The organism is Microbacterium sp. NPDC019599 (genome assembly GCF_040632175.1).
GTDB lineage: Bacteria > Actinomycetota > Actinomycetes > Actinomycetales > Microbacteriaceae > Microbacterium.
In genome coordinates this window covers 253,277-276,566 of sequence record NZ_JBEYBL010000001.1, presented here as the reverse complement: position 1 = coordinate 276,566, position 23,290 = coordinate 253,277, and the positions used below count along the sequence as shown (strand labels likewise).

At 70.0% G+C, this 23,290-nt stretch carries 16 protein-coding genes; 4 read left to right on the top strand and 12 right to left on the bottom strand.

Features of this window, described 5'->3' with window-relative positions; genetic code table 11:
* Positions 1–6: 6 nt before the first annotated feature.
* The 4 genes from ABZ477_RS01290 to ABZ477_RS01275 form a co-directional block, all read right to left on the bottom strand.
* Complete coding sequence (locus ABZ477_RS01290; protein ID WP_360126656.1) at positions 7–774, bottom strand: fumarylacetoacetate hydrolase family protein; 768 nt, start codon at positions 772–774, stop codon at positions 7–9.
* 118 nt (positions 775–892) lie between these two features.
* Complete coding sequence (locus ABZ477_RS01285; protein ID WP_360126654.1) at positions 893–1,993, bottom strand: branched-chain amino acid aminotransferase; 1,101 nt, start codon at positions 1,991–1,993, stop codon at positions 893–895.
* Between the two features lie 72 nt (positions 1,994–2,065).
* Entirely contained in the window at positions 2,066–3,118 is a 1,053-nt protein-coding gene (locus ABZ477_RS01280) for a 3-isopropylmalate dehydrogenase (RefSeq protein WP_360126651.1), read from the bottom strand.
* A gap of 30 nt (positions 3,119–3,148) precedes the next feature.
* Entirely contained in the window at positions 3,149–4,699 is a 1,551-nt protein-coding gene (locus ABZ477_RS01275) for an MFS transporter (protein WP_360126648.1), read from the bottom strand.
* A 76-nt stretch (positions 4,700–4,775) separates the two neighbouring features.
* On the opposite strand from ABZ477_RS01275, the gene ABZ477_RS01270 reads away from it, so the two are divergent.
* Positions 4,776–5,321: a TetR/AcrR family transcriptional regulator gene (locus tag ABZ477_RS01270; RefSeq protein WP_360126645.1), complete on the top strand. Its 546-nt coding sequence runs from the start codon at positions 4,776–4,778 to the stop codon at positions 5,319–5,321.
* A gap of 128 nt (positions 5,322–5,449) precedes the next feature.
* Here ABZ477_RS01270 and serA read toward each other — a convergent pair whose 3' ends face one another.
* The 3 genes from serA to ABZ477_RS01255 form a co-directional block, all read right to left on the bottom strand.
* The gene (gene serA, locus ABZ477_RS01265; RefSeq protein WP_360126642.1) at positions 5,450–7,054 is read right to left on the bottom strand and encodes a phosphoglycerate dehydrogenase; all 1,605 of its coding nucleotides are present in this window, start codon (positions 7,052–7,054) and stop codon (positions 5,450–5,452) included.
* Between the two features lie 122 nt (positions 7,055–7,176).
* Complete coding sequence (locus ABZ477_RS01260) at positions 7,177–7,521, bottom strand: bacitracin resistance protein (protein WP_360126639.1); 345 nt, start codon at positions 7,519–7,521, stop codon at positions 7,177–7,179.
* Positions 7,518–8,039, bottom strand: coding sequence for a DNA polymerase III subunit gamma/tau (locus ABZ477_RS01255; protein WP_360126636.1), 522 nt, complete (start codon positions 8,037–8,039; stop codon positions 7,518–7,520). The genes ABZ477_RS01260 and ABZ477_RS01255 overlap by 4 nt, the downstream gene beginning before the upstream one ends.
* Before the next feature lie 106 nt (positions 8,040–8,145).
* On the opposite strand from ABZ477_RS01255, the gene ABZ477_RS01250 reads away from it, so the two are divergent.
* Positions 8,146–8,982: a class II glutamine amidotransferase gene (locus ABZ477_RS01250; RefSeq protein WP_360126633.1), complete on the top strand. Its 837-nt coding sequence runs from the start codon at positions 8,146–8,148 to the stop codon at positions 8,980–8,982.
* Between the two features lie 84 nt (positions 8,983–9,066).
* Here the strand turns inward: ABZ477_RS01250 and ABZ477_RS01245 are convergent, their stop codons facing one another.
* A complete protein-coding gene (locus ABZ477_RS01245) occupies positions 9,067–9,372 on the bottom strand; it encodes a hypothetical protein (protein WP_360126630.1) in 306 nt (101 codons plus the stop codon).
* Positions 9,373–9,533: 161 nt separating this feature from the next.
* Between ABZ477_RS01245 and ABZ477_RS01240 the strand changes: the two genes are divergently transcribed.
* Complete coding sequence (locus tag ABZ477_RS01240) at positions 9,534–13,697, top strand: BTAD domain-containing putative transcriptional regulator (RefSeq protein WP_360126627.1); 4,164 nt, start codon at positions 9,534–9,536, stop codon at positions 13,695–13,697.
* Positions 13,698–13,866: 169 nt separating this feature from the next.
* The gene (locus tag ABZ477_RS01235; RefSeq protein WP_360126624.1) at positions 13,867–18,030 is read left to right on the top strand and encodes a BTAD domain-containing putative transcriptional regulator; all 4,164 of its coding nucleotides are present in this window, start codon (positions 13,867–13,869) and stop codon (positions 18,028–18,030) included.
* Positions 18,031–18,129: 99 nt separating this feature from the next.
* Here ABZ477_RS01235 and ilvC read toward each other — a convergent pair whose 3' ends face one another.
* From ilvC to ilvD, 4 genes are read right to left on the bottom strand one after another with little or no spacing between them, the layout of a single operon-like run.
* Complete coding sequence (gene ilvC, locus ABZ477_RS01230) at positions 18,130–19,155, bottom strand: ketol-acid reductoisomerase (protein WP_360126621.1); 1,026 nt, start codon at positions 19,153–19,155, stop codon at positions 18,130–18,132.
* 50 nt (positions 19,156–19,205) lie between these two features.
* The gene (ilvN, locus tag ABZ477_RS01225) at positions 19,206–19,715 is read right to left on the bottom strand and encodes an acetolactate synthase small subunit (protein WP_360126618.1); all 510 of its coding nucleotides are present in this window, start codon (positions 19,713–19,715) and stop codon (positions 19,206–19,208) included.
* A 3-nt stretch (positions 19,716–19,718) separates the two neighbouring features.
* Positions 19,719–21,521, bottom strand: coding sequence for an acetolactate synthase large subunit (locus ABZ477_RS01220; RefSeq protein ID WP_360126615.1), 1,803 nt, complete (start codon positions 21,519–21,521; stop codon positions 19,719–19,721).
* A gap of 47 nt (positions 21,522–21,568) precedes the next feature.
* Positions 21,569–23,287, bottom strand: coding sequence for a dihydroxy-acid dehydratase (gene ilvD / locus ABZ477_RS01215; RefSeq protein WP_360126612.1), 1,719 nt, complete (start codon positions 23,285–23,287; stop codon positions 21,569–21,571).
* Between the last annotated feature and the right edge of the window lie 3 nt (positions 23,288–23,290).

Genomic DNA, 23,290 nt, shown 5'->3' with positions numbered 1-23,290 from the left:
GTGCCTCTACGCGGCGCGCGCGGTGTTGCGCAGGGTGCCGAGACCGGTGATCTCGACCTCGACGGTGTCGCCGGCGACGATCTGGCCCACGCCGGCCGGCGTGCCCGTGAGGATCACATCGCCGGGCAGCAGCGTGAAGGCGGCCGAGGCGAACTCGATGATCTCGGCGAGCGGGAAGATCATGTCGCTGATCGGACCCTGCTGACGGACCTCGCCGTTGAGGCGGGTCGTGATGACTGCCGATCCGGTGACGTCGAACTCCGTCTCGATCGCCGGCCCGAGCGGGCACGACGTGTCGAACCCCTTCGCGCGCGCCCACTGCCCGTCGGACTTCTGCCAGTCCCGTGCGGTCAGGTCGTTGGCGATCGTGCAGCCGAAGACGTAGTCGAGTGCGTTCTCCGCCGAGACGTTCTTCGCGATCCGCCCGATCACCGCGGCGAGCTCGCCCTCGAAGCTGATGAAGTCCGAGTGCTTGGGCAGCACGACGGCATCGCCCGGGCCGACGACCGACGTGTTCGGCTTGAAGAACAGCATGGGGGCGGCGGGTACCTCGTTGCCCAGCTCCGCCGCGTGATCGCGGTAGTTGCGGCCGACGCACACGACCTTCGAGCGCGGGATGACGGGCGCCAGGAGCGCGACGTCGCCCAGCGGCACCCGCTCCCCCGTCGTGTCGTAGCCCGCGAACATCGGGTCCCCGGCGAGGACGACCAGCTCCCCCTCGTCGACGATCCCGTACCTGATGGCGTCCTGGTGGCTGAAGCGGGCGACTCTCATCCGCTCAGCCTATCCACGCGCGAGCGTTCGCGAACGAGGCTCAGCACGCGCGCGAGCACCAAGAAAGGGGGACGGATGCCGCAGCATCCGTCCCCCGAAAGACCCGGTCAGGGCGAGGTCAGGCGTCCAGGCGGACGAGCCAGCCGTGCTTGTCCTCGCGACGGCCGTACTGGATGTCGGTGAGCTCTTCGCGCAGCTCGAGGGCGAGCGTCCCGGAGGGCTGCTCGTCGAAGAAGTCGCGGCCCTTGAGCGCGCCGATCGGCGTCACCACGGCGGCCGTGCCGCACGCGAAGACCTCGACGATGTCGCCGGAGGCCACGCCCCTGCGCCACTCGTCGAAGGCGACGGCCCGGCGCTCCACCTTGTGGCCGCGGTCCTCGGCGAGCTGGAGGATCGAGTCGCGCGTGATGCCCTCCAGGATCGACTCGGACTGCGGGGTCACGAGCGTGCCGTCCTTGAAGACGAAGACGACGTTCATGCCGCCGAGCTCCTCGACGTTGCGGTCCTGGTCGAGGAAGACGACCTGGTCGCAGTCGTTCTCGTACGCCTCGGACTGCGGCAGGAGGCTCGCGGCGTAGTTGCCGCCCGTCTTGGCTGCACCCGTGCCGCCCTTGCCGGCGCGCGCGTAGTCCTCGCTGAGCCAGATTGAGACCGGCTTGGCGCCGCCCTTGAAGTAGGCACCGGCAGGCGAGGCGATGAGGTAGTACGCGACCTTGTGCGCGGGGCGCACGCCGAGGAACGCCTCTTTGGCGAACATGAAGGGGCGCAGGTACAGGCTCTGGTCGGCCCCCGAGGGCACCCAGTCGCCGTCGACGGCGATGAGCTCGCGCAGCGACTGCAGGAAGTACGCGACCGGAAGCTCGGGGAGCGCGAGGCGGCGCGCCGAGCGCTGAAGGCGGCGGGCGTTCTGGTCGGGCCGGAAGGTGTGGATCGAGCCGTCCGCGTGACGGTACGCCTTGATGCCCTCGAAGATCTCCTGACCGTAGTGCAGGACCGCCGCGGCGGGGTCGAGCGTGATGGGGCCGTAGGGCGAGACTCGCGGACGGTGCCAGCCCCCGCGCGTCGACCAGCAGATGTCGACCATGTGGTCGGTGAAGCTCGTGCCGAAGCCCGGGTCCGCGAGGATCTCCTCGCGCTGCGCGGGAGACTTGGCGGCGAGGTTCTTCGTGACGGCGAACTCGAGCGGGGCGAGTTCGGTGTCGGTGTCGATGAGGGTCATTTCGTGTCCTGACTGAGGTCTGGCTGCGGCGACGTCGGCGCGGCTTCCAGGTTACGCCTGGAGCCGCGCGACCTATGCCTGGAGCCGGTCGGCTATCGCGTCGCCGACCTGCGCGGTGGTGCGGGCCGAGGCTCCGCGTGCGGCGATGTCGTCCTCGACCGCGCGGGTCACGCGGCCGGCTTCGTCCCGCAGCCCGAGGTGGTCGAGCAGGAGGGCGATGGACAGGATGGCGGCCGTGGGGTCGGCCTTCTGCTGTCCCGCGATGTCGGGCGCCGAACCGTGCACGGGCTCGAACATCGAGGGGAACGCGCCGTCAGGGTTGATGTTGCCCGAAGCGGCGAGGCCGATGCCACCGGTGACGGCGCCTGCCAGGTCCGTGAGGATGTCGCCGAAGAGGTTGTCGGTGACGATCACGTCGAAGCGACCGGGGTTGGTGACCAGGTAGATCGTGGCCGCGTCGACGTGGATGTAGTCTACGGCGACCTCGGGGTGCTCCCCCGCCACTTCGTCGACGACGCGCTTCCAGATGCCTCCCGCGTGCACCAGGACGTTGGTCTTGTGCACGAGCGTCAGCTTCTTGCCGCGACGCTCGGCGAGGTCGAACGCGTAGCGGACGACCCGCTCGACGCCGAACGCGGTGTTCACGGACGTCTCGTTCGCGACCTCGTGCGGCGTGCCCTTGCGGATCGACCCGCCGTTGCCGACGTAGGGGCCCTCCGTCCCCTCGCGCACGACGACGAAATCGATGTCGCCGGGCTCCGCGAGCGGGCCGGGCGCACCCGGATAGAGCTTCGAGGGACGGAGGTTCACATAGTGGTCGAGCTCGAAGCGGAGCTTCAGCAGCAGCCCGCGCTCGATGTTGGCGTCCTTGAGGCGCGGGTCGCCGGGCACTCCCCCGACGGCGCCGAGCAGGATCGCGTCGTGCCCCTTGATCGCCTCGAGGTCGGCATCCGTCAGCGTGTCGCCGGTCTCGAGGAAGCGCGCGGCTCCGAGAGAGAACGGGGTCTTCTCGAAGCGGATGCCGCTGCCTGCGGTCGAGGCATCCAGGACCTTCTCCGCTTCGGCGATGACCTCGGGACCGATGCCGTCACCCGGGATGACAGCGAGCTTCACGACGCGCGACATTGCTCTCCTTACTGGGGGCGCGCACGCCGATCAGTGCTCTGCGGGCGCGGTGCGGGACCTTCCCAGGGTAGTGGCCGCGACGACCGCCGCGATCGCGACGAGGACGGCGCCGATGAGGGCCGTCACCGTGACGCCCGAGTCGAATGCGTGGGCCGCGGCATCCCGGACAGCCTGGCCGAGAGCGCCGCCCAGGCTGTCGGCGGTGTGCATCGCGCCGGCGAGCGTCTCGCGCGAGGCATGTGCGGCGTCGGCCGGCAGCCCTGCAGGCAGGGCGAGCTGCGCGCGGTACAGGGCTGTCAGGAGGCCGCCGAGCACGGCGGTGCCGAGGACGGCGCCCAGCTCGTAGGCCGTCTCGGACACGGCGCTGGCCGCTCCCGCCTTCTCGGGCGGGGCGCTCGAGAGTATGAGCTCGTTCGAGACGGTCTCGGCCATGCCGATGCCGATGCCGAGCGACACGAAGGCCGCGATGATGGCACCCGTGCTGCCCGATCCGGCCGTCACAGCCACGACGAGGTAGCCGACGATCGACAGGACGAGGGCGCCGGGTACGACGACGCGCGCCGAGAACCGCTTCGAGATCGGGACGACGACGAGCCCAGCGACGATCATCGCGGCGAGCCCCGGCACGAGGGCCAGGCCCGCCTCGAGCGGGCTCAGCCCGACGATGAGCTGCAGATGCTGCGCCACGAAGAAGAGGAACCCGACGAGCGCGACGACGCTCAGAAGGTTGACGAGCAGGGCGCCGGTGAACGTGCCGCGGCGGAAGAGCCGCATGTCGAGCATGGGCGTCTCGGCGCGCAGCTGGCGACGGACGAACAGGATGCCGAATCCCAGGCCGACCCCGAAGAGCACCGCGATGGTGGCACTGAGGCCGTGCACCGCGAGCTCCTTGATGCCGTAGACGATCGGGACCATCGTGCCGAGCGACAGCGCGATGCTGACGGGGTCGATGCGGCCGGGATTCGGGTCGCGGCTCTCGGGGACGAGGAGCGGCGCGAGCACGAGCAGCGGAACGAGCACGGGGACGGCCATGAGGAAGACCGAGCCCCACGCGAAGTGGGCGAGGAGGATGCCGCCGACGATGGGTCCGAGCGCCGAGCCCGCCGAGAACATCGAGGCCCAGATCGCGATCGCGAGCCGGCGCTGGTCGCGGTCCGTGAAGATGCTGCGCAGGAGCGACAGCGTCGAGGGCATGAGCATGGCGCCGAACACGCCCATGGCGGCGCGCGCGGCGATCAGGAGCGCGGCGGTCGGGGCGAACGCCGCGAGTGCCGACACGACGGCGAATCCGGTCGCGCCGATGAGCAGCATCCGTCGCCGTCCGAACCGGTCCCCCAGCGTGCCCATCGTGACGAGGAGGCTCGCGAGGACCAGCGGGTAGGCGTCGATGATCCAGAGCTGCTCGGCGCCGCTCGGCTCGAGGTCCAGGGCGATCTGCGGCAGCGCGAAGCTCAGCACGGTGTTGTCGACCGAGACGAGCAGCACCGGGAGCATGAGCACGACGAGCGCCGCCCAGCCGCGCACACCGACCTTGGTGGCGCGCTCGTCGGCGATGCGGAGTTCCTGTGTGAGTGTCATCATTTCTAAACCGTCCAGCCGGTACAGTATCACGATGCGCGCTCCCCGCGCCAGGCCGTGCGGCGGATACGATCGAGCCATGAGCCGCCCTCCCCGCGCCCGCGAGAGCGTGCTCGACGCGTTCGAAGCGACGCTCATCTCGAGCGGTGAGCGCGCCGCGACGATGGATGCCACGGCTCGCGCCGCCGGAGTGTCCAAGGGCGGGCTGCTCTACCACTTCGCGTCGAAGGACGCGCTCGAGGCGGGTCTCCTCGAGCGTCTGAGGCTTCTTGTGGAGCAGGACATCACCGACATGGCGGCCGCTCCCGAGGGGCCCGTCGCCTACTTCCTGCGCACGTCGGTCATGGACGACGACGCACTGGACCGCGCGATCATCGCCGTGTCACGCCTCGCCCAGGGCGGCAGCGCCGCGGCGACGTCGGCCCTGCGCGACATGCGGACGCAGTGGCAGGAGGCCCTGCGACCGCACACGAAGGATGCCGCGGCCCTCGATCTCGTGATGCTCGTGAGCGACGGGCTCTACTTCAACAACGCGCTCGAGGGCGGTGTCATCCAGGGCGCGGTGCCCAAGGGAGAGGATCTGGACCGGCTGGTCGCGCTCGTGGAGGCCGCGGCGCGCGGCTGATCGGACCGACCGCTCCGACGCGGGGCAGGGCATCCCACGCCCGCGCAGGGTCGCGCTCGCCCAGATGCCAGAAGTTCTGGCCTCCCGACGTCGAAATGCCACAAGTTGTGGCACCTCGACGACGCTAGTCAGACCTCGGCGATCTCGATCTGCTGGAAGAGGTCCGCGCCGACGGCCTTGCGCATCTGGGCGAGGATGTCGTCCGGCACGGGCGAGTCGACCGTCAGCACCGAGAGCGCGCGTCCCGTGGCGTCCGGGTGAGCGACCTGCAGGCCGCCGATGTTGATGTTCGCGTCGCCGAGTTCCTTGCCGTAGATCGCGACGATGCCCGGCCGGTCGGCATAGCGCATCACGACGTGGTAGCGCTCGAGGGGAACCTCGATCTCGTAGCCGTTGATGCCGACGACCTTGGGCACCATGCGCGTGCCGGCGAGCGTGCCGGCGACGGTGAGCACCGTGCCGTCGGCCAGCGTGCCGCGCAGGATCGTGATGTTGCGGTAGAGCGGGCTCTCGGCCTCGACGATGAGCCGGGTCTCGATGCCCCGCTGCTCGGCGAACAGCGGCGCGTTCACGTAGGACACGTTCTCGCTCACGATGTTCGTGAAGATGCCCTTGAGCGCGGCCAGCTTGTAGACGCTCACGTCGTAGGCCGCGAGCTCGCCGCGCACCTCGATGTCGAGGCTCGTGAGGGCCGAGTGCGAAAGACCCGTGAAGAACTGGCCGAGCATCTCGACGAGGGCGATGCCGGGGCGCACGAACGGATCGATGACACCGCCCGCGACGTTCACGGCGTCGGGGACGAGATCGCCCTCGAGAGCGAGCTTGACGGAGCGGGCGACCGAGACGCCGGCCTTCTCCTGCGCCTCCTCGGTGCTCGCGCCGAGGTGCGGAGTGCTCACGACGTTGGAGAGCGCCACCAGGCGCGCTGCGGCGGAGTCGGGCTTCGGCGGCTCGGCGGTGAAGACGTCCAGGCCGGCGCCGGCGATCTCGCCCGACGCGAGGGCCGCGAGCAGCGCCTCCTCGTCGATGAGGCCGCCGCGCGCGACGTTGACGACGTACGCCGTCTTCTTCATCATCTTCAGCTGTGCTTCGCCGATCATGCCCGTCGTCTCGGGCGTCTTCGGCATGTGCACCGTGACGAAGTCGCTCTGCACGAGCACGTCGTCGAACGAGAGCAGCTCGACGCCCAGCTGCTGGGCGCGAGCCGGCGTGACGTAGGGGTCGTAGCCGACGACGCGCACGCCGAACGCGCGCAGACGCTCAGCGACGAGGGCGCCGATACGGCCGAGGCCGAAGATGCCGACGGTCTTCTCGAAGAGCTCCGTGCCGGTGAACGAGCTGCGCTTCCAGGCGCCGCCCGCCAGCGACGCGTGGGCGGCGGGGATGTGACGGGCGAGGCTCAGGATGTGCCCCACGGTGAGCTCGGCGGCCGAGATGACGTTGGAGGTCGGCGCGTTCACGACCATGACGCCCGCGGCGGTCGCCGACTTGATGTCGACGTTGTCGAGTCCGACGCCGGCGCGCGCGACGACCTTGAGAGCGGGGGCCGCGGCGAGGGCCTCGGCGTCGATCTGGGTCGCCGAGCGGATGAGCACGGCGTGCGCCTCGGCGAGGGCTGCCAGGAGCGCGGGGCGATCGGTCCCGTCGACGTTGCGCACGTCGAAGTCGGGCCCGAGGGCGTCGATCGTGGCGGGTGAGAGTTCTTCTGCGATCAGGACGACAGGCTTGGACACGGCGAAAGACCTTCGGGGCGGTGCACGACGGCAGAGGCGGTGGGACGCGCGCCACACATCAACGGGGCGGGCGGTGCCAGCCTACCGCCACCGCGCCGTGCGGCCCGACCGTATGACGGCCGTCAGCCGTACAGCGCGCTGGAGGCGGCCGCGTACGCGAAGATGTTCAGCCAGAACGCCGCGATGAGCGCAAGACCCGTCAAGAGGACGATCGCGAACTGCCCCGCGCTGCGCCGCCAGCCGATCGCGAACGCGACGCCGAACACGACGAGCGGGAAGACGACCGGCAGCAGCAGGACGAACCAGCCGTAGCCGCTCAGCCCCTCCACACCCGAGGCCTGCTGGGTGAGGAAGCCCAGTGCCGTCCAGACGACGTAGGCATAGAGCAGTGCGAAGACGCCGGCGATCGTGACGATGAGCCAGACCGGGAGGCTGGGCTTGCGTGCGGAGGAGTCGACGGCGGTCACAGCGCGGCTCCTGCCAGGACGAAGGGCCAGGGGATGAGCAGGACCGCCCCCGCGACGAGGAGCGTGAAGCGGATCCACGATCGCGTCCCCCGAGTGAGCCAGAAGACGGTGACGAACCACAGCGGCAGCGCGAGCACGGCGAGCCACAGCGTGATCTGGAAGGCGGCCGGCTCGAGGAACAGCGACGCGACGAGCTGCAGGCGGGCCGCCCCGAGCAGCCAGCCGATCGTGAGGAGGAGATAGACGCCCGCGAGGATGCCGATGCCGATGAGCGCCGCGTTCCCGAGCTGCTGCCGCGGCGGCTCGGCCCAGGTCACGGCACGCGGCTCTTCCACCGTCGGCGGGCCCACGAGGTCGCTGCCCTTGCCGACCGCGGTGTAGCCGTCGGGCAGCACCGTGGTCGCGGCATCCGTGTCCTCTGCGTGAGCGTCGGGAACGGACGAGGTCTTGCCGACGTCGAGCGTCGGGTCGTCGTCTCCGTCCCAGCTCAGGGCGTCGTCGTCGCGTCCGGGAGTCACGCATCCAGCGTAGTGGCGCCGTCCGACGGGATGACGGAGGCCCTCGCGACGGCTAGCCTCGGCTTGCACGGCGCCACGGCCGGCGCCGCGACACGGGGGTGATCGCATGTGCCGCTGGCTCGCGTACGCGGGAGAGCCGCTCCAGCCGTCCACACTGATCCTCGAGACCAAGCACTCGCTCGTCGCGCAGTCGCTCAACTCGCCGCTCGGGTTCGAGACGGTGAACGGCGACGGGTTCGGTGTCGGCTGGTACGGGAAGGATGCCGCTCCCGGCGCGCCGCCCGCGCTCTTCCACAGCATCGAGCCGGCGTGGCACGACGAGAACCTGCGCGAGCTGACGCAGGCGATCGAGAGCCCGCTGTTCCTCGCGCACGTGCGGGCTGCCGCCGGCCCCCCGATCCAGCAGACCAACTGCCACCCGTTCCGCTACGGGCACTGGCTCTTCATGCACAACGGCGGCCTCGCGCACTTCTCACGCCTGCGTCGCGACCTCATGCTCGCGGTGGACCCCGAGCTCTTCCCGCACATCCGCGGCACGACGGACTCCGAGGTGCTCTTCCACCTCGCGCTCACGTTCGGGCTGCAGGAGGATCCCGTGCGGGGCCTCGGTCGCGCCATCCGCCGCGTCGAGGAGGTCGCCGACAGCCACGGCATCCGCGACAGCGTCCAGGGGACGTTCGCCGTGTCGGACGGTGCGACGCTCTGGGCCTTCCGCTACTCGACGGCGGGGCGCTCGCGCACGCTGTTCCACTCCGCCGACATGTCGACGCTGCACGAGACGTATCCGCACAACGACCGCCTGCGACGGTTCGGGGCGAAGGCGCGCGTCGTGGTGTCCGAACCGCTCAGCGACCTGCCGGGCGCCTTCGTCGAGGTCGGCGAGTCGACCGTCACGATCCTCGACGCCGACGACTTCCGAACCGGGCCCTTCCTCGCCGCGTGACGCGCTGCACAGAGGAGCGCCGGGTGAACGGCCATTGATGGTCTTGCATTCACCCGGCGCCGAAGCATCCGACCGGCAGCGCACTCACTCGGTGGCCGGAACCGTGCAGACGAGGTGGTAGCTGCCGTCGGGGTGCTCGACCACCGCGTGCCGCCGGCAGGCCGACGAAGGAAGCTGCCCTTCGCGGATGCGGCGCTCGATGTCTTCGGCGACCCGGTCGGCGGGCCGGCCGGCGTACTCCTCGATGCGACTCTGATCGACGGGTCCCCGCTGCGGCACCGAGATGGGCTGGACGGAGGGCTGGGCGCCCGTCTGGCACGCGGTCAGTCCGAGCGCTCCCGCGGCGATCGCGGTGATCACGATGATGCGGGCGATGGTTGTCTTTCGCATTTCTGCGTCTCCTTGCTCTGCCGGCTCCGGGATCGGCCGGTCCTTCGATATCGACGGTGCGCCGCGCTCATATCCGATCGACGATCGCGCGATATCCAGTCGATATCCGGCGTCGAGCGGAGCCGTTGACCGATATCGCCTCCCAGGTCGACACTTCCCTCATGGTCGTCAAGGTGCTCGGCCCACTGGACACCGGCACTGACCCGCTCAGCCCGAGAGAGCGGACAGTGCTCTCGGCGCTGATCGTGCGCGCCGGATCGACGATCGCCCCCTCGGAGCTGGCCGAGGCCTGGTGGGGCGACGCGCCGCCGCGCACATGGGAGCAGCAGATCCGCAACTCCGTCGCCCGCATCCGGGCGCGGCTCGGCAGGGGAAGCATCGAGACACTCGGCTGGGAGTACCGGCTGTCGCTCGACGCCGACTCGATCGACGCCTTCCGTTTCGAACGCCTCGTCTCCACCGCGCGGGGCCACGTGCTGCGCGGCGAGCACGAGCGCGCCGTCGACGCATACGGGCGGGCGCTCGCCCTTTGGCGCGGCGCGCCGCTCCAGGATGTGACGCGATGGGAGCCGGGCGTCGTCGAGGCGATGCGTCTGGGCGAGATCCGCGCGAGCGCCGAAGAGGAGCTCCTGGATGCCCGGCTCGCCGTCGGCGAGCATCGCTCCGTGATCGCGGACGCCGAGCGGCTCCTGCGCGAACAGCCGCTTCGCGAGGACCGCTGGACGATCGTCGCGCTCGCGAACTACCGCGCGGACCGTCAGGCCGAGGCGCTGGCCGTGCTGCGTGCCGCGCGGGAGCGCCTCGCGGACGAGCTGGGGATCGAGCCGGGACCGAGACTCGCGTCGCTCGAGCTCGCGATGCTGCGCCGCGATCCGGCCCTCGACGTGCCCGCCGCCTCCGCACGGACCATGACGGCGTGCCCCTACCCGGGTCTGAGGCCGTTCGGGCCTGACGACGCAGATGTCTTCTTCGGCCGCGAGGACGATGTCGAGGCGCTCCTCGAACGGGTCGCACCGCGCGGCATCGTCACGATCGCCGGCGCGTCTGGGACGGGGAAGTCCTCACTCGTACTCGCCGGACTCGTCCCGCGTCTTCGTGCGCGCGGCAGCGTCGTCGAGATCGTGCGGCCGAGCGTGGGCGGAGTATCGACCCTCGGGCGTGCCGCGGAGCGCGGGCAGATCATCGTCGTGGATCAGGCGGAGGAGCTGCTCGCCATCGATCATGACGAGGTACGGGCCTTCGCACGCACGGCGCGCGCGTTCCTCGACGACGGACATGCGCTGCTCATGACCGTGCGATCCGACGCGCTCGACCGGCTGCGGGCCTTCCCCGAGATCGGCGACGAGATCGGACGCGGCATCTTTCTGCTGGGTGGGCTGTCGGATGCCGCCTACCGGAGCGCGATCGAGCAGCCGGCGCGTCAAGCGGGCCTCGTGCTGGAGCCCGGGCTCGTCGAGGTCGCGGTGCGCGACGCGGGCGACCGTGCGTCCACGCTTCCCCACCTCTCCCACGCGATGCAGGAGACGTGGGCCCGGCGCGAAGGCACGACGCTCACGGTCGACGGCTATCAGCGATCGGGCGGCATCCCCGGCGCCATCGCGCAGTCGGCTGAGGAGGCCTTCCGCGAGCTCGCGCCGGACGAGCAGGCTTCCTGCCGCAATCTGATGCTCCGGCTCATCGAGCGCGGTGCGGACGGCGTGTCCACGCGCCGTCGGGTCGTGGCGGAGCCGCTTCTCTCGGATGCCGGGCGCCGGCGTGTGCTGGAGCGCATGGTCCGCGCACGTCTCGTGACGCTCGACGGCGACGCGGTCGTGGTCGCCCACGAGGCGGTCGCGACGGCGTGGCCGAGGCTCGACGCATGGCTCGAGGAGGATGCCGAGGGTGCGCGAACCCTGCGGTCGATCGAGTCGGGAGCCGCCGTGTGGGCGGCCGGCGGCAAGGACGACGACGACCTGCTCCGCGGTGCCCGGCTGCACAGCGCCCTGACCTGGCAGGATTCGGCCGATCCCGATCTCACGCCCGTCGAGCGGGACTTCCTCACCGCCTCCGATGCGCGGGAGCAGGGCGAACTCCGCGACCTCAACGAGCGGGCCGGCCGTGACCGGCGGCGCAATCGGGTGCTCGGCGCCGCTCTTGCAGGCGCGGGCATCCTGCTCGTCGCAGCGATCGTGGCGGGCAGCTTCGCCGCGATCCGCGGTCAGGAGGCGACCGCGGCAGCCGAGGACGCGCAGATCGAAGCCCTCGTCGCGACGTCGCTCTCGCTGCGCTCGTCCGACCGTGAACTCGCCGCCCTGCTCGCCGTAGAGGCCCACCGCCGCTGGCCCGACGACGACCGTGCACGCAGCGCGCTGTTCGGTGTGATGACGGCCGCTGACGGGCTCATCAGCCGAACGCAGCCTTCAGACACCTGGCGGACCCTGACGCTCCTCGGCGACGGCTCCACAGCGCTGCAGGCGATCGACGACCCGAACGGCTCGCGGCTCGAGGTCGTCGATACCGACACGGGGGCGGTCGTGCGCACTCTGGACGCCCCGCTTCCCGAGCGAGTGCCACCTCACGATCGCACCGTGGCGACAAGCCCGAACGGTCGTTACGCAGTCATCCAGTCCCCTCGATGGGCTCCCGGGGACGAATGCTGCCTGAATCACGTCCTCGTCGTCGATCTCGAATCCGGTCAGGAGGTGGGTGCGACCCAGCTGCTCGCGGCTCGCACGAGCAGCTCGATGGCGTTCCGCAGCGACAGCGGCGCCGTGTTCCTCAGCAATCCCGTCACCTTCGACCTGCAGTCGATCGAGCTCACGACGGGCGAGGCGCGCGCGTCCTCGCCGAACGCCTTCGCAGATCACGCGGGTGAGGACGGGTTCATCAACGGCGTCGCGAACATCGGCGGGGGTCTCGTCGCCGTCGGCACGCCGCGCGAGGTCGTCCTGTATGACGAGACGACCCTCGAGGTGCGTCGTCGCGTACCGACGGAGGGCGATCTCAGTGCCTTCGTCGTGATCGGCGACGGAGCCGGCGGTCTCATCGCCTCGGGGAGCGAGGGCATCACCCGCCTGGACGGAGTGACAGGGCACGTGCTCTGGACGGCGCCGACCGTGGCGGGCCGCCCGTGCTGGGGTCTCGCGCTGGATGCGGCATCGGACACCCTCTACTGCTCGCGTCTCGGTGCAGTGTCCGCGATCGATGCGGATACCGGCCGATCCTTGGGCCGCGAGCTCGCGACGCTCGTCGACGATGCGCTCAATCTGCATCTGCGCAGCGAGGCACGCGAACTGCTGCTCAGCTCGAGAGCGGGCGAGCTCCAGCGGTGGGCGCTCGATGGCGGCGGCCCCGCGTCTGCGCTCGTCGCGCGAGGTCGTCAGCTGGTCGATGGGCTCGGCGCGGACGGCTCCGTTGCCATCACCTCCGCCATGGGCGGTGGTCCTCGGATGGCGTGGAACCTCGACACGGATGCACCCGTCGGGGACGAGGCCGAGTGGCTCGGCTGGGTCTCGGGGGATGTCATGGAGCGATGGACCGAGGCAGACGGATCGACGCTCCTCGCGCTCGACGGGTCCGAGGCTCGTCTGTCCGACGAGATCACGGACCGGCTGGGTGAGTCCTTTGCGCTCGTGCCCGCCTCGCCCGGGACCCGTTCCTACGCCGTCGGTCGGTCACCGGCGGTCCTCGTCGCCTTCGAGCCACGGACAGGTTCGCCCAGCGGGCCCTTCATCGAGGTTCCCGACGTGGAGCGGATGCAGCTCATCAGCGTGAGCGAGAGCGACGATGGCGCCCACGTCGCCTTCACCTACTTCGACGATGACACGCGGACGACGCAGACCGCCGTGTTCGACGCGAGCACCGGAGCTCTCGTCACCCGCGGCCTTCAAGCCACGGAAGGCAACCGGATCGTCGGCTCCGATGAGCTCATCACGGTCACCGACACCGCGCTCACGCGCCATGATCTGCTCACGCTCGAAGCGATCGAGTCGTTCCCCAAGCCGTTCAGCAGTGGGAATGTGATCGAGGTCAGCGACGACGGCAGGACGATGCTCGTCGTCGGCTGGGACAACCGTGCCGCCCTGTACGGCCTCGTCGGCGGGGTCAAGCTCGGCGACACGCTCGACGCGCCGAGCCCCGAGCTCGCGCAGGGCGCACATCTCTCGCGCGACGGAAAGCGCGTCGTCGCGAGCTCGCCCGAGGGCCTGCTCGTGTGGGATCTCGATCCCGCACACCACGCCCTGGCCGCGTGTGCCATCGCAGGGCGCGAGCTCACTCCGGTCGAGTGGCGCACCTACTTCGGCGACGAGCCGCAGCGCCCGACGTGCCAGGCGCAGTCCCGCTGACGGCATAGACCGGAGGACCGGCCGCTGCCGCCGCGGGTGGAGCGACGACGGCCGGCGACCTGCGCCGCGCTCACACGCTGAGTCGGGATATCCGCGGGCGATATCGGTCGGATATCCGCCGGTCGGGTCGAGTATTGACGCCGGCGGACAGCGGTTCGACACTTCGAGCATGGTCGTCAGGGTCTTGGGGCCGATGGAGACCGGGAGCGAAACGCTGAGTCCTCGCGAGCGGGCGATCCTCGCCGCGCTCATCGTGCGTGCAGGGACCGCCGTCGATCCGGATGAGCTGGCCGCCGCGGTCTGGGGCGACGAGCCTCCGGCGACGTGGGCACAGCAGGTGCGCAACGCCGTCGCCCGGATCCGCAAGGCTCTGGGCAGCTCGAGCGTCGAGACCGTCGGCTCCGATTACCGCCTCGGCCTGGATCCCGACGCGATCGACGCGGTCCGCTTCGAACGGCTCGTCTCGACCGCGCGGGGCCACGCACTCCGCGACGAGCACGATCGAGCCGTCGACGCGTATCGTCGGGCGCTCGCCCTCTGGCGCGGCAAGCCGCTGCAGGACGTGCGCGACTGGGAGCCGGCGATCGTCGAAGTCCTCCGGCTCGAATCGATCCGGCAAGGCGCCGAGGAGGAGCTGCTCGATTCGAGGCTCCAGACGGGAGAGGCGGCATCCGTCATCCCGGATGCTGAGCGCCTGGTCCGCGACGACCCGATGCGGGAGTCGCGCTGGGCGATCCTGGCCCTGGCGAACTACCGCGCCGATCGCCAGTCCGATGCGCTCGCGACGCTCCGCGAGGCACGCCGCCGGCTGGACGAGGAGCTCGGCATCGAGCCCAGTGCCCGCCTCGCCGAACTCGAGCGGGCGATCCTGCGCCGTGCGCCGGCACTCGATGCCGTCGCACCCCTGGTCCCCACGTCGAGGGACTGCCCGTATCCCGGGCTCCGCGCGTTCAGGCCCGAGGAGGCCGAGCTGTTCTTCGGGCGCGAAGACGATGTCGAGGCCGTGCTCGAGGTTCTCGGGCGCAGCCGGCTGGTCGCCATCGCGGGGCCTTCGGGAACCGGCAAGTCCTCGCTGCTCCTCGCGGGCGTGATCCCACGACTGCGGGCGCGCGGGAGGCAGGTGGAGGTCGTCCGGCCGACCTCCGAGGCAGCCGGCGACATCGCTCGGGGCGTCGAGCGCGCAGACGTCATCGCGATCGACCAGTCCGAGGAGCTCCTGCATGTGTCCGATGACGTCGTCGCGGAGGTCGCTCAGTCGACCCGCGCGTTCATGGATGCCGGCGGCACCGTCCTTCTGACCATCCGCTCGGACGCACTCGACGCCATGCGGGCCGTGCCGGTGATCGGCGAGCGGCTCGGCACAGGAGTGTTCCTCCTGGGCCCGCTCACCGAAACCGCGCTGCGCGACGCCGTCGTCGAGCCCGCTGGGAGAGCCGGGTTGAGGCTCGAGCCGGGACTCGTCGAGCTCGTCGTCCGCGACTCCGGCGACCGCTCCGCCACCCTCCCCCACCTCTCGCACGCCCTCCGCGAGACCTGGATCCGGCGCGAGGGCGTGACCCTCACGGTCGAGGGCTACCGCACGACCGGCGGGATCGCCGGTGCCATCGCGAAATCCGCCGAGGAGGTCGTCGCGGAACTCGCGCCGCACGAGCGCGAGATCTGCCGCTCGCTCCTGCTCCGGATGATCGACCGCGGCGCCGATGGTTCGTCCACCCGTCGGCGGGTCGCGATCGGTCCGCTCATCGCGGATGCCGAGAGGCTCGCTGTGCTGGAGAGGCTCACGGCGGCTCGCCTCGTCACGATCGACGGCGACTCCGCGACGATCGCCCACGAAGCGGTCGCCCGCGCGTGGCCCCGCCTGGACGCCTGGCTCGAGGAGAGCGTCGAATCCGTGCGGACGATGCGGGCCGTCGAGTCTTCGGCACTGGCATGGGACGCCGACGGCAGGTCGGACGACGACCTGCCGCGCGGGGCGCGGCTGCACGCGATCGCGGCGTGGCGCGCAGCATCCGACTCCGACGTGACCCCGCTCGAGGGCGAGTACATCGAGCGGGCCCTCGCAGGCGAATCGGCCCGTGCGGCGGCCGACCGCGCGGCGGCACTGCGAGAACAGAGGCAGAACCGACGGCTGCGATGGGCGCTGGCGGGCGCCGCAGCTCTCCTCGTCGCCGCTGTCGTCGGCGGAGGTCTCGCTGCAGTCCGCGGCCAAGAGGCGACGGCCGCCGCCGAGGACGCGAAGATCGAAGCGCTCGTCGCGACTTCCCTCTCGCTTCGCTCGTCCGATCGAGACCTCGCCGCCCTGCTCGCTGTCGAGGCGCATCGCCGCTGGCCGGACGACGACCGCGCGCGCAGCGCCCTCTTCGGGGTCATGACGGCGGCCGGGGGCCTCATCAGCCGCATCGATCACCCCGGTGCGATGATCGCCCTCGCGATCCTGCGCGACGGCGACACGGCGCTCCGCGCGATCGAAGATGACGCGGGTCCCCGCCTGGAGATCATCGACCTGGAGTCCGACACCGTGATCCGCACGCTGGAGGCGGCCCCGCCCGTAGCTGAGACCGGCGAGGAACGGACCATCGCGATCACCCCCGACGGCCGGACGGCCGTTGTACAGACCTCGTTGTGGGCGGACGAGCGGGGTCGCTGCTGCGACAATCACTTCCTCGTCGTCGATCTCGACTCGGGTCGCGCACTGCCCGCCAGTCAGGTGCTTCGTGCGCGCACGAGCGGCAACATGGCATTCAGCAGCGACGGAACCGCCGTCTTCGTGGCGAACCCCGTCACGCTGGATCTGCAGTCGATCGATCTGCGCACGGGACAGGCGCGGGCGTCGTCCCCCGACGCCTTTGAGAATCACAGCGGCGAGGACGGTGTCAGCAATGCCGTGGCGAACGTCGGAGGCGGCCTGATCGCGGTGGGAACGCCGACGGCGATCGTCCTCTACGACGAAGTGGATCTCTCTCTCCGAGGACGGCTGCAGACGGAGGGCGACCTCGGCACGACGGCCATCGTGGCCGACCGTGCCGGCGGTCTGTTCGCAGCCGGTCAAGACGGCGTCACTCACGTCGACGTGGCGACGGGTGTCATCCGCTGGGTGGGCGCGCGCGTCGAAGGGCGGCCCTGTTGGCATCTCGCAGTCGATCCGGAGTTCGGAAAGCTCTACTGCTCGAGACTCGGCTCGGTCTCAGAGCTGTATGCCGACTCCGGCCGCTCCAGCCGTCGGGAGTTCGCCGCGCTCATCGATGAGCCGGCGAGCATGTTCCTTCGCTCGGCCGCGCGAGAGCTCGTCCTCCTGTCAGAGCTGGGTCAGGTCCAGCGCTGGCGGCTCGATGGATCTGGTCCTGCTTCGACGCTCGTCGCCCGTGGCCGTCAGCTCGTCGGCGGACTGGGCGCCGACGGCTCGGTCGCCATCACGGCGCCGACCGGCGGAGGGTCGTTCCAGGCATGGGATGTCGACGCTGATCGTCCCGTCGGGAAACCGGCCGAGTGGCTCGACTGGGCCTCCCCCGATGTCATGACTCACCGCAACGACGATGGCGTCGACACTCTGCTGGCCGAAGACGGCGGGGAGGTTCCTGTCTCTCGCGACATCAAGGTGCGATTCGAGGGGGGAATCTTCCTCCAATCCGCGCCGCCGGGCGCACATGCCTTCGCATTCGTGGACGGCTTCCCCCGGTTCGTCGCGGTCGATCCGGCAACGGGTGAGGCGGGGGGACGAATCATCGTCGTCCACGACGTGCAGGACGGGATGTATCTCATCGGTGTCAGCGAAAGCGCGGATGCAGCACGAGTTGCGCTCACCTACTACGACTCAGGCCCACGCACGACCCAGACGGCGGTGTTCGACGCGCGCACAGGCGATCTCATCGCACAGGGCGCGGTAGGCACCGAAGGCAACGCGATCGTCGGATCGGATCGAATCGTGACGGTGAGCGATACGGCGCTGACTCTGCGCGACTTGGAGACACTCGAAGAGATCGAGTCGTTCCCGAAGCCGTTCAGCAGTGGCAACACGATCGAGGTCAGCGACGATGGTCGCACGATGCTCGTCGTCGGCTGGGACAACCGTGCTGCTCTCTATGGCCTGGCACAGGGCGTCAAACTCGGCGACACGATGGATGCCCCCAGCCCCGAGCTCGCCGAAGGGGCGCATCTCTCGCGCGACGGATCGAGGCTCGTCGTGAGCTCACCCGAGGGCCTCCTCGTCTGGGACCTCGACCCCGCGCTCCATGCGGAGGCCGCGTGCGCGATCGCCGGTCGGCAGTTCACGGCGGTGGAATGGCGGACGTACTTCGGCGACGAGGCTCAGCGTCCGACCTGCGAGGCCGGCTGAGGCCGCACAGAAAGAACCGGCCGCCGCCGCCCCGTGTGGGGGCGACGACGGCCGGCCAAAGCCGAGCGGGTGTGCCGGCTGGTCTCTGTGGGGACGAACTCAGCGCGCCGCGCTGCCCTCGACGTAGTCGGCGTCCTGCTGCTTCCACGCGAAGAGTGCGCGCAGATCGCGGCCGACCTCTTCGATCGGGTGCTGTGCGGCCTTCTCGCGGAGCTCGAGGAACTCGGCGGCGCCGTTGTCCTGGTCGTCGATGAAGCGCTTCGCGAAGGCCCCCGACTGGATGTCGGACAGGACGCCCTGCATGTTCTCCTTGACGCGCGGGTCGATGACGCGCGGGCCCGAGACGTAGTCGCCGTACTCGGCGGTGTCCGAGACCGACCAGCGCTGCTTGGCGATGCCGCCCTCCCACATGAGGTCGACGATGAGCTTGAGCTCGTGCAGCACCTCGAAGTACGCGATCTGCGGCTGGTAGCCCGCCTCGGTCAGCGTCTCGAAGCCGTACTGGATCAGCTGCGAGACACCGCCGCAGAGGACGGCCTGCTCACCGAACAGGTCGGTCTCGGTCTCCTCCGTGAACGTCGTCTGGATGACACCGGCGCGCGTGCCGCCGATGGCCTTGGCGTACGACTTCGCGAGGTCCCACGCGGTGCCCGAGGCATCCTGCTCGACAGCGATGATGTCGGGGATGCCGCGTCCCGCGACGTACTCGCGACGCACCGTGTGGCCCGGCGCCTTGGGGGCGACGAGGATCACGTCGACGCCCTCGGGCGCCTCGATGTAGCCGAACCGGATGTTGAAGCCGTGCGCGAACGCGAGCGTCTTGCCGGGCGTCAGCTTGTCCTTGATGTGGTCGTTGTAGATGCCGCGCTGGTGCTGGTCCGGCGCGAGGATCATGATGACGTCGGCCCACTCTGCGGCGTCGGCCACCGACTTGACCTCGAAGCCCTCGTCCTGCGCCTTCTCGGTCGACTTCGAGCCCTCCTTGAGGGCGATGACGACCTCGACGCCCGAGTCGCGCAGGTTCTGCGCGTGGGCGTGGCCCTGCGAGCCGTAGCCGACGATGGCGACCTTCTTGCTCTGGATGAGCGAGAGGTCGGCGTCGGCGTCGTAGAAGATTTCAGCCATCTTCGTGTTTCTCCTTGATTGCGGTGTGGAAAGTTGATGGATGCTGTGGGTCAGCCGCGCAGCACGCGCTCGGTGATGCTCTTGCCGCCGCGGCCGATCGCGAGCAGGCCCGACTGGGCGAGCTCCTTGATGCCGAAGGGCTCGAGGGCGCGGAGGAAGGCATCGATCTTGCCCTTGTCGCCCGTGACCTCGGCCACGAGCGCATCCGGAGCGTAGTCCACGATCTGCGCGCGGAAGAGGCTGACGACCTCGAGCACGTTCGACCGGTTCTGGTTGTCTGCGCGGACCTTCACGAGCATGTGCTCGCGCTGGACGGAGGCGACAGCATCCAGTTCCACGATCTTGATGACGTTCACGAGCTTGTTCAGCTGCTTCGTAACCTGCTCGAGGGGCAGCTCCTCGACGTCGACGACGACCGTGATGCGCGAGAGGCCGGGGACCTCCGTGACGCCCACCGCGAGCGACTCGATGTTGAAGCCGCGACGGGCGAACAGACCCGCGACGCGGGTCAGCAGACCCGGCTTGTCCTCCACGAGGAGGCTCAGCACGTGGCTCGACATGGGTCAGTCCTCCTGTTCGAACGCCGGCGCGTGGTCACGCGCGTACTGGACATAGCTGTTGCTGACGCCCTGCGGCACCATGGGCCACACCATCGCGTCGGCGCTCACGACGAAGTCGATGACGACGGGGCGGTCGTTCGTCTCCAGCGCCGTCTTAATGGCGGCATCCACGTCCTCCTCCTTCTCGACGCGGATCGCGAGGCAGCCGTACGCCTCGGCGAGCTTGACGAAGTCGGGGATGCGGACCGTGCCGTGGCCCGTGTTGAGGTTGGTGTGCGAGTAGCGGCCGTCGTAGAAGAGGGTCTGCCACTGCCGCACCATGCCCAGCGACGAGTTGTTGATGATCGCGACCTTGATCGGGATGTTGTTGATGGCGCAGGTGGCGAGCTCCTGGTTCGTCATCTGGAAGCATCCGTCGCCGTCGATCGCCCACACGTGGCGGTCGGGCTCGGCGACTTTCGCGCCCATCGCGGCGGGGACCGCATAGCCCATCGTCCCGGCACCGCCGGAGTTGAGCCACGAGTTCGGACGCTCGTACTTGATGAACTGCGCCGCCCACATCTGGTGCTGGCCGACGCCCGCGGCGTACACGCCCTCGGGGCCCGTGAGCTCGCCGATGCGCGAGATGACGTACTGCGGCGACATGAGCCCGTCGGTCGGCTGCGTGTAGCCGAGAGGGAACTCCGAGCGCAGGCCGTCCAGGAACGACCACCACTCCTCGGTGTCGGGCTTGGTCGAGGCCGCGGCATGACTGAAGGCCACCTCGAGGTCGACCAGGACGTCCTTCAGGTCGCCCACGATCGGCACGTCGGCCGTGCGGATCTTGGAGATCTCGGCCGGGTCGATGTCGACGTGCACGACCTGGGCCTTGGGCGCGAAGAGCGCCGCCTTGCCGGTGACGCGGTCGTCGAACCGCGCGCCGAGCGACACCAGGAGGTCGGCCTCCTGCAGCGCGAGCACGGCCGGGACAGTGCCGTGCATGCCGGGCATGCCGAGGTGCTGCTTGTGCGAGTCGGGGAACGCGCCGCGCGCCATGAGCGTCGTCACGACGGGAGCGCCCGTCGTCTCGGCCAGGGCGAGGAGCTCCTTCGACGCCTGCGCGCGGATGACGCCGCCGCCGACGTAGAGCACCGGCTTCTTCGCGGTCGCGAGCAGCTGGGCGGCGGCCTGGATCTGCTTGCCGTGCGCCTTCGTGACGGGGCGGTATCCGGGCAGGTCGATCTTCGGCGGCCAGACGAACGGCACCTCGGCCTGCTGCGCGTCCTTCGTGATGTCGACGAGGACGGGGCCGGGACGGCCCGTGCTCGCGACCTCGAACGCGGCCGCGATCGCGGCGGGGATCTCCTCCGCGCGCTTGACGAGGAACGAGTGCTTGGTGATCGGCATCGTGATGCCGACGATGTCGGCCTCCTGGAACGCGTCGGTTCCCATGAGGTTCGAGAACACCTGGCCCGTGATGCACACGATCGGGACGGAGTCCATGTAGGCGTCGGCGATGGCGGTGACGAGGTTCGTCGCGCCCGGGCCGGACGTCGCGATCGCGACGCCCGTGCGACCGGATGCCGCGGCATAGCCTTCGGCCGCGTGACCGGCGCCCTGCTCGTGGCGCACGAGGACGTGGCGGATGACCGACGTGTCCATGAGCGGGTCGTAGACGGGGAGGATCGCGCCGCCGGGCAGACCGAACACGTCGGTCACCCCCAGCAGCTCGAGCGACCGGACGACCGCCTCTGCGCCGGTGATCACCGGCGCGGACGCGGTTCGGGCGGGCGGCCGTGGCACGGCCGTGACGGAGTCGGCGGACATGATGGTGACCTTCGTATCTGGCGAGACGGAGTTTCTGAGGCCGTGTACTACCCCGTGACCGCTCCCTCGGAGGCGGAGCGGACGAGGCGGGAGTACTTGGCGAGGACGCCACGGGTATAGCGCGGGGGAAGGGGCTCCCAGCCTTCGCGGCGGGAGCTCAGCTCTGCCTCATCGACGAGTAGGTCGAGAGTGCGAGCCGCGATATCGACCCGTATCAGATCACCATCGCGCACGAAGGCGATGGGACCAGCGTCCACCGCTTCGGGTGCTATGTGGCCGATGCACAGGCCGGTTGTGCCGCCTGAGAATCTGCCGTCCGTCAAGAGTAGTACATCTTTTCCGAGCCCAGCGCCCTTGATGGCGGCCGTGATCGCGAGCATCTCGCGCATGCCGGGGCCGCCCTTGGGGCCCTCGTAGCGGATGACGACGACGTCGCCGGCGTTGATCTCCCCGGCCTCCAGCGCGTCCATCGCGGCGCGCTCGCGCTCGAACACGCGGGCGGGTCCCTCGAAGACGTCGCTGTCGAAGCCTGCGGACTTCACTACGGCACCCTCGGGCGCGATCGTGCCGTGCAGGATCGTGATGCCGCCCTTCTCGTGGATCGGCTCGTCGAAGCGGTGGATGACGGTGCCGTCGACCGGGTCCGGATCCAGGGCGCGGAGGTTCTCGGCCATCGTCTTGCCCGTCACCGTGAGCGCGTCGCCGTGGATGAGACCCTCGTCGAGCATGGCCTTGAGGATGACGGGGATGCCGCCGTGCCGATCGACGTCGTTCATGACGTACTTCCCGAAGGGCTTCATGTCCGCGACGTGCGGGACCTTGTCGCCGATACGGTTGAAGTCGTGCAGGCTCAGGTCGACGTCGGCCTCGCGAGCGATCGCGAGGAGGTGCAGGACGACGTTGGTGGAGCCGCCGAGCGCCATCGCGAGGGCGATAGCGTTCTCGAACGCCTCCTTCGTCAGGATGTCGCGCGTCGTGATGCCCAGCTTGAGGAGGTTGACGACAGCCTCGCCCGAGCGGTGCGCGAAGTAGTCGCGGCGGCGGTCGGCCGACGGCGGCGCGGCCGACCCCGGGAGCGAGAGCCCGAGCGCCTCGGCGACCGAGGCCATCGTGTTCGCCGTGTACATGCCTCCGCAGGCGCCCTCACCGGGCGCGATGGCGCACTCGATCCGCTTGAGGTCGGCCTCGCTCATCTTGCCCGCGAGGCAGGCGCCGACGGCCTCGAACGAGTCGATGATCGTGACGTCCTTCTCGGTGCCGTCCGAGAGCTTGACCCAGCCGGGTGCGATCGAGCCGGCGTAGAGGAAGACGCTCGAGAGGTCCAGGCGCGCCGACGCCATGAGCATGCCGGGGATCGACTTGTCGCAGCCGGCGAGCAGGACGGATCCGTCGAGGCGCTCGGCCATGATGACCGTCTCGACCGAGTCGGCGATGACCTCCCGCGACACGAGCGAGAAGTGCATGCCCTCGTGGCCCATCGAGATGCCGTCCGAGACCGAGATCGTGCCGAACTGCAGGGGGTATCCTCCGCCCGCGTGTACGCCCTCCTTGGCGCCCTGGGCGAGCCGGTCGAGGCTCAGGTTGCAGGGCGTGATCTCGTTCCAGCTCGAGGCGATGCCGATCTGGGGCTTGTCCCAGTCCTCGTCGCCCATGCCTACGGCGCGCAGCATGCCGCGGGAGGTGGTGGCTTCGATCCCGTCGGTGACGACGCGGCTGCGGGGCTTGATGTCGATGGCAGGCTGAAGCTCTTCGGGGGCTTGGGGCATAAG

Bases quoted from the DNA above. Each gene is read 5' to 3' on its own strand.
- ABZ477_RS01290 (WP_360126656.1), bottom strand. From the start codon at position 774: ATGAGAGTCGCCCGCTTCAGCCACCAGGACGCCATCAGGTACGGGATC.
- ABZ477_RS01285 (WP_360126654.1), bottom strand. From the start codon at position 1,993: ATGACCCTCATCGACACCGACACCGAACTCGCCCCGCTCGAGTTCGCC.
- ABZ477_RS01280 (WP_360126651.1), bottom strand. From the start codon at position 3,118: ATGTCGCGCGTCGTGAAGCTCGCTGTCATCCCGGGTGACGGCATCGGT.
- ABZ477_RS01275 (WP_360126648.1), bottom strand. From the start codon at position 4,699: ATGATGACACTCACACAGGAACTCCGCATCGCCGACGAGCGCGCCACC.
- ABZ477_RS01270 (WP_360126645.1), top strand. From the start codon at position 4,776: ATGAGCCGCCCTCCCCGCGCCCGCGAGAGCGTGCTCGACGCGTTCGAA.
- ABZ477_RS01250 (WP_360126633.1), top strand. From the start codon at position 8,146: ATGTGCCGCTGGCTCGCGTACGCGGGAGAGCCGCTCCAGCCGTCCACA.
- ABZ477_RS01245 (WP_360126630.1), bottom strand. From the start codon at position 9,372: ATGCGAAAGACAACCATCGCCCGCATCATCGTGATCACCGCGATCGCC.
- ABZ477_RS01240 (WP_360126627.1), top strand. From the start codon at position 9,534: ATGGTCGTCAAGGTGCTCGGCCCACTGGACACCGGCACTGACCCGCTC.
- ABZ477_RS01235 (WP_360126624.1), top strand. From the start codon at position 13,867: ATGGTCGTCAGGGTCTTGGGGCCGATGGAGACCGGGAGCGAAACGCTG.
- ilvC (WP_360126621.1), bottom strand. From the start codon at position 19,155: ATGGCTGAAATCTTCTACGACGCCGACGCCGACCTCTCGCTCATCCAG.
- ilvN (WP_360126618.1), bottom strand. From the start codon at position 19,715: ATGTCGAGCCACGTGCTGAGCCTCCTCGTGGAGGACAAGCCGGGTCTG.
- ABZ477_RS01220 (WP_360126615.1), bottom strand. From the start codon at position 21,521: ATGTCCGCCGACTCCGTCACGGCCGTGCCACGGCCGCCCGCCCGAACC.
- ilvD (WP_360126612.1), bottom strand. From the start codon at position 23,287: ATGCCCCAAGCCCCCGAAGAGCTTCAGCCTGCCATCGACATCAAGCCC.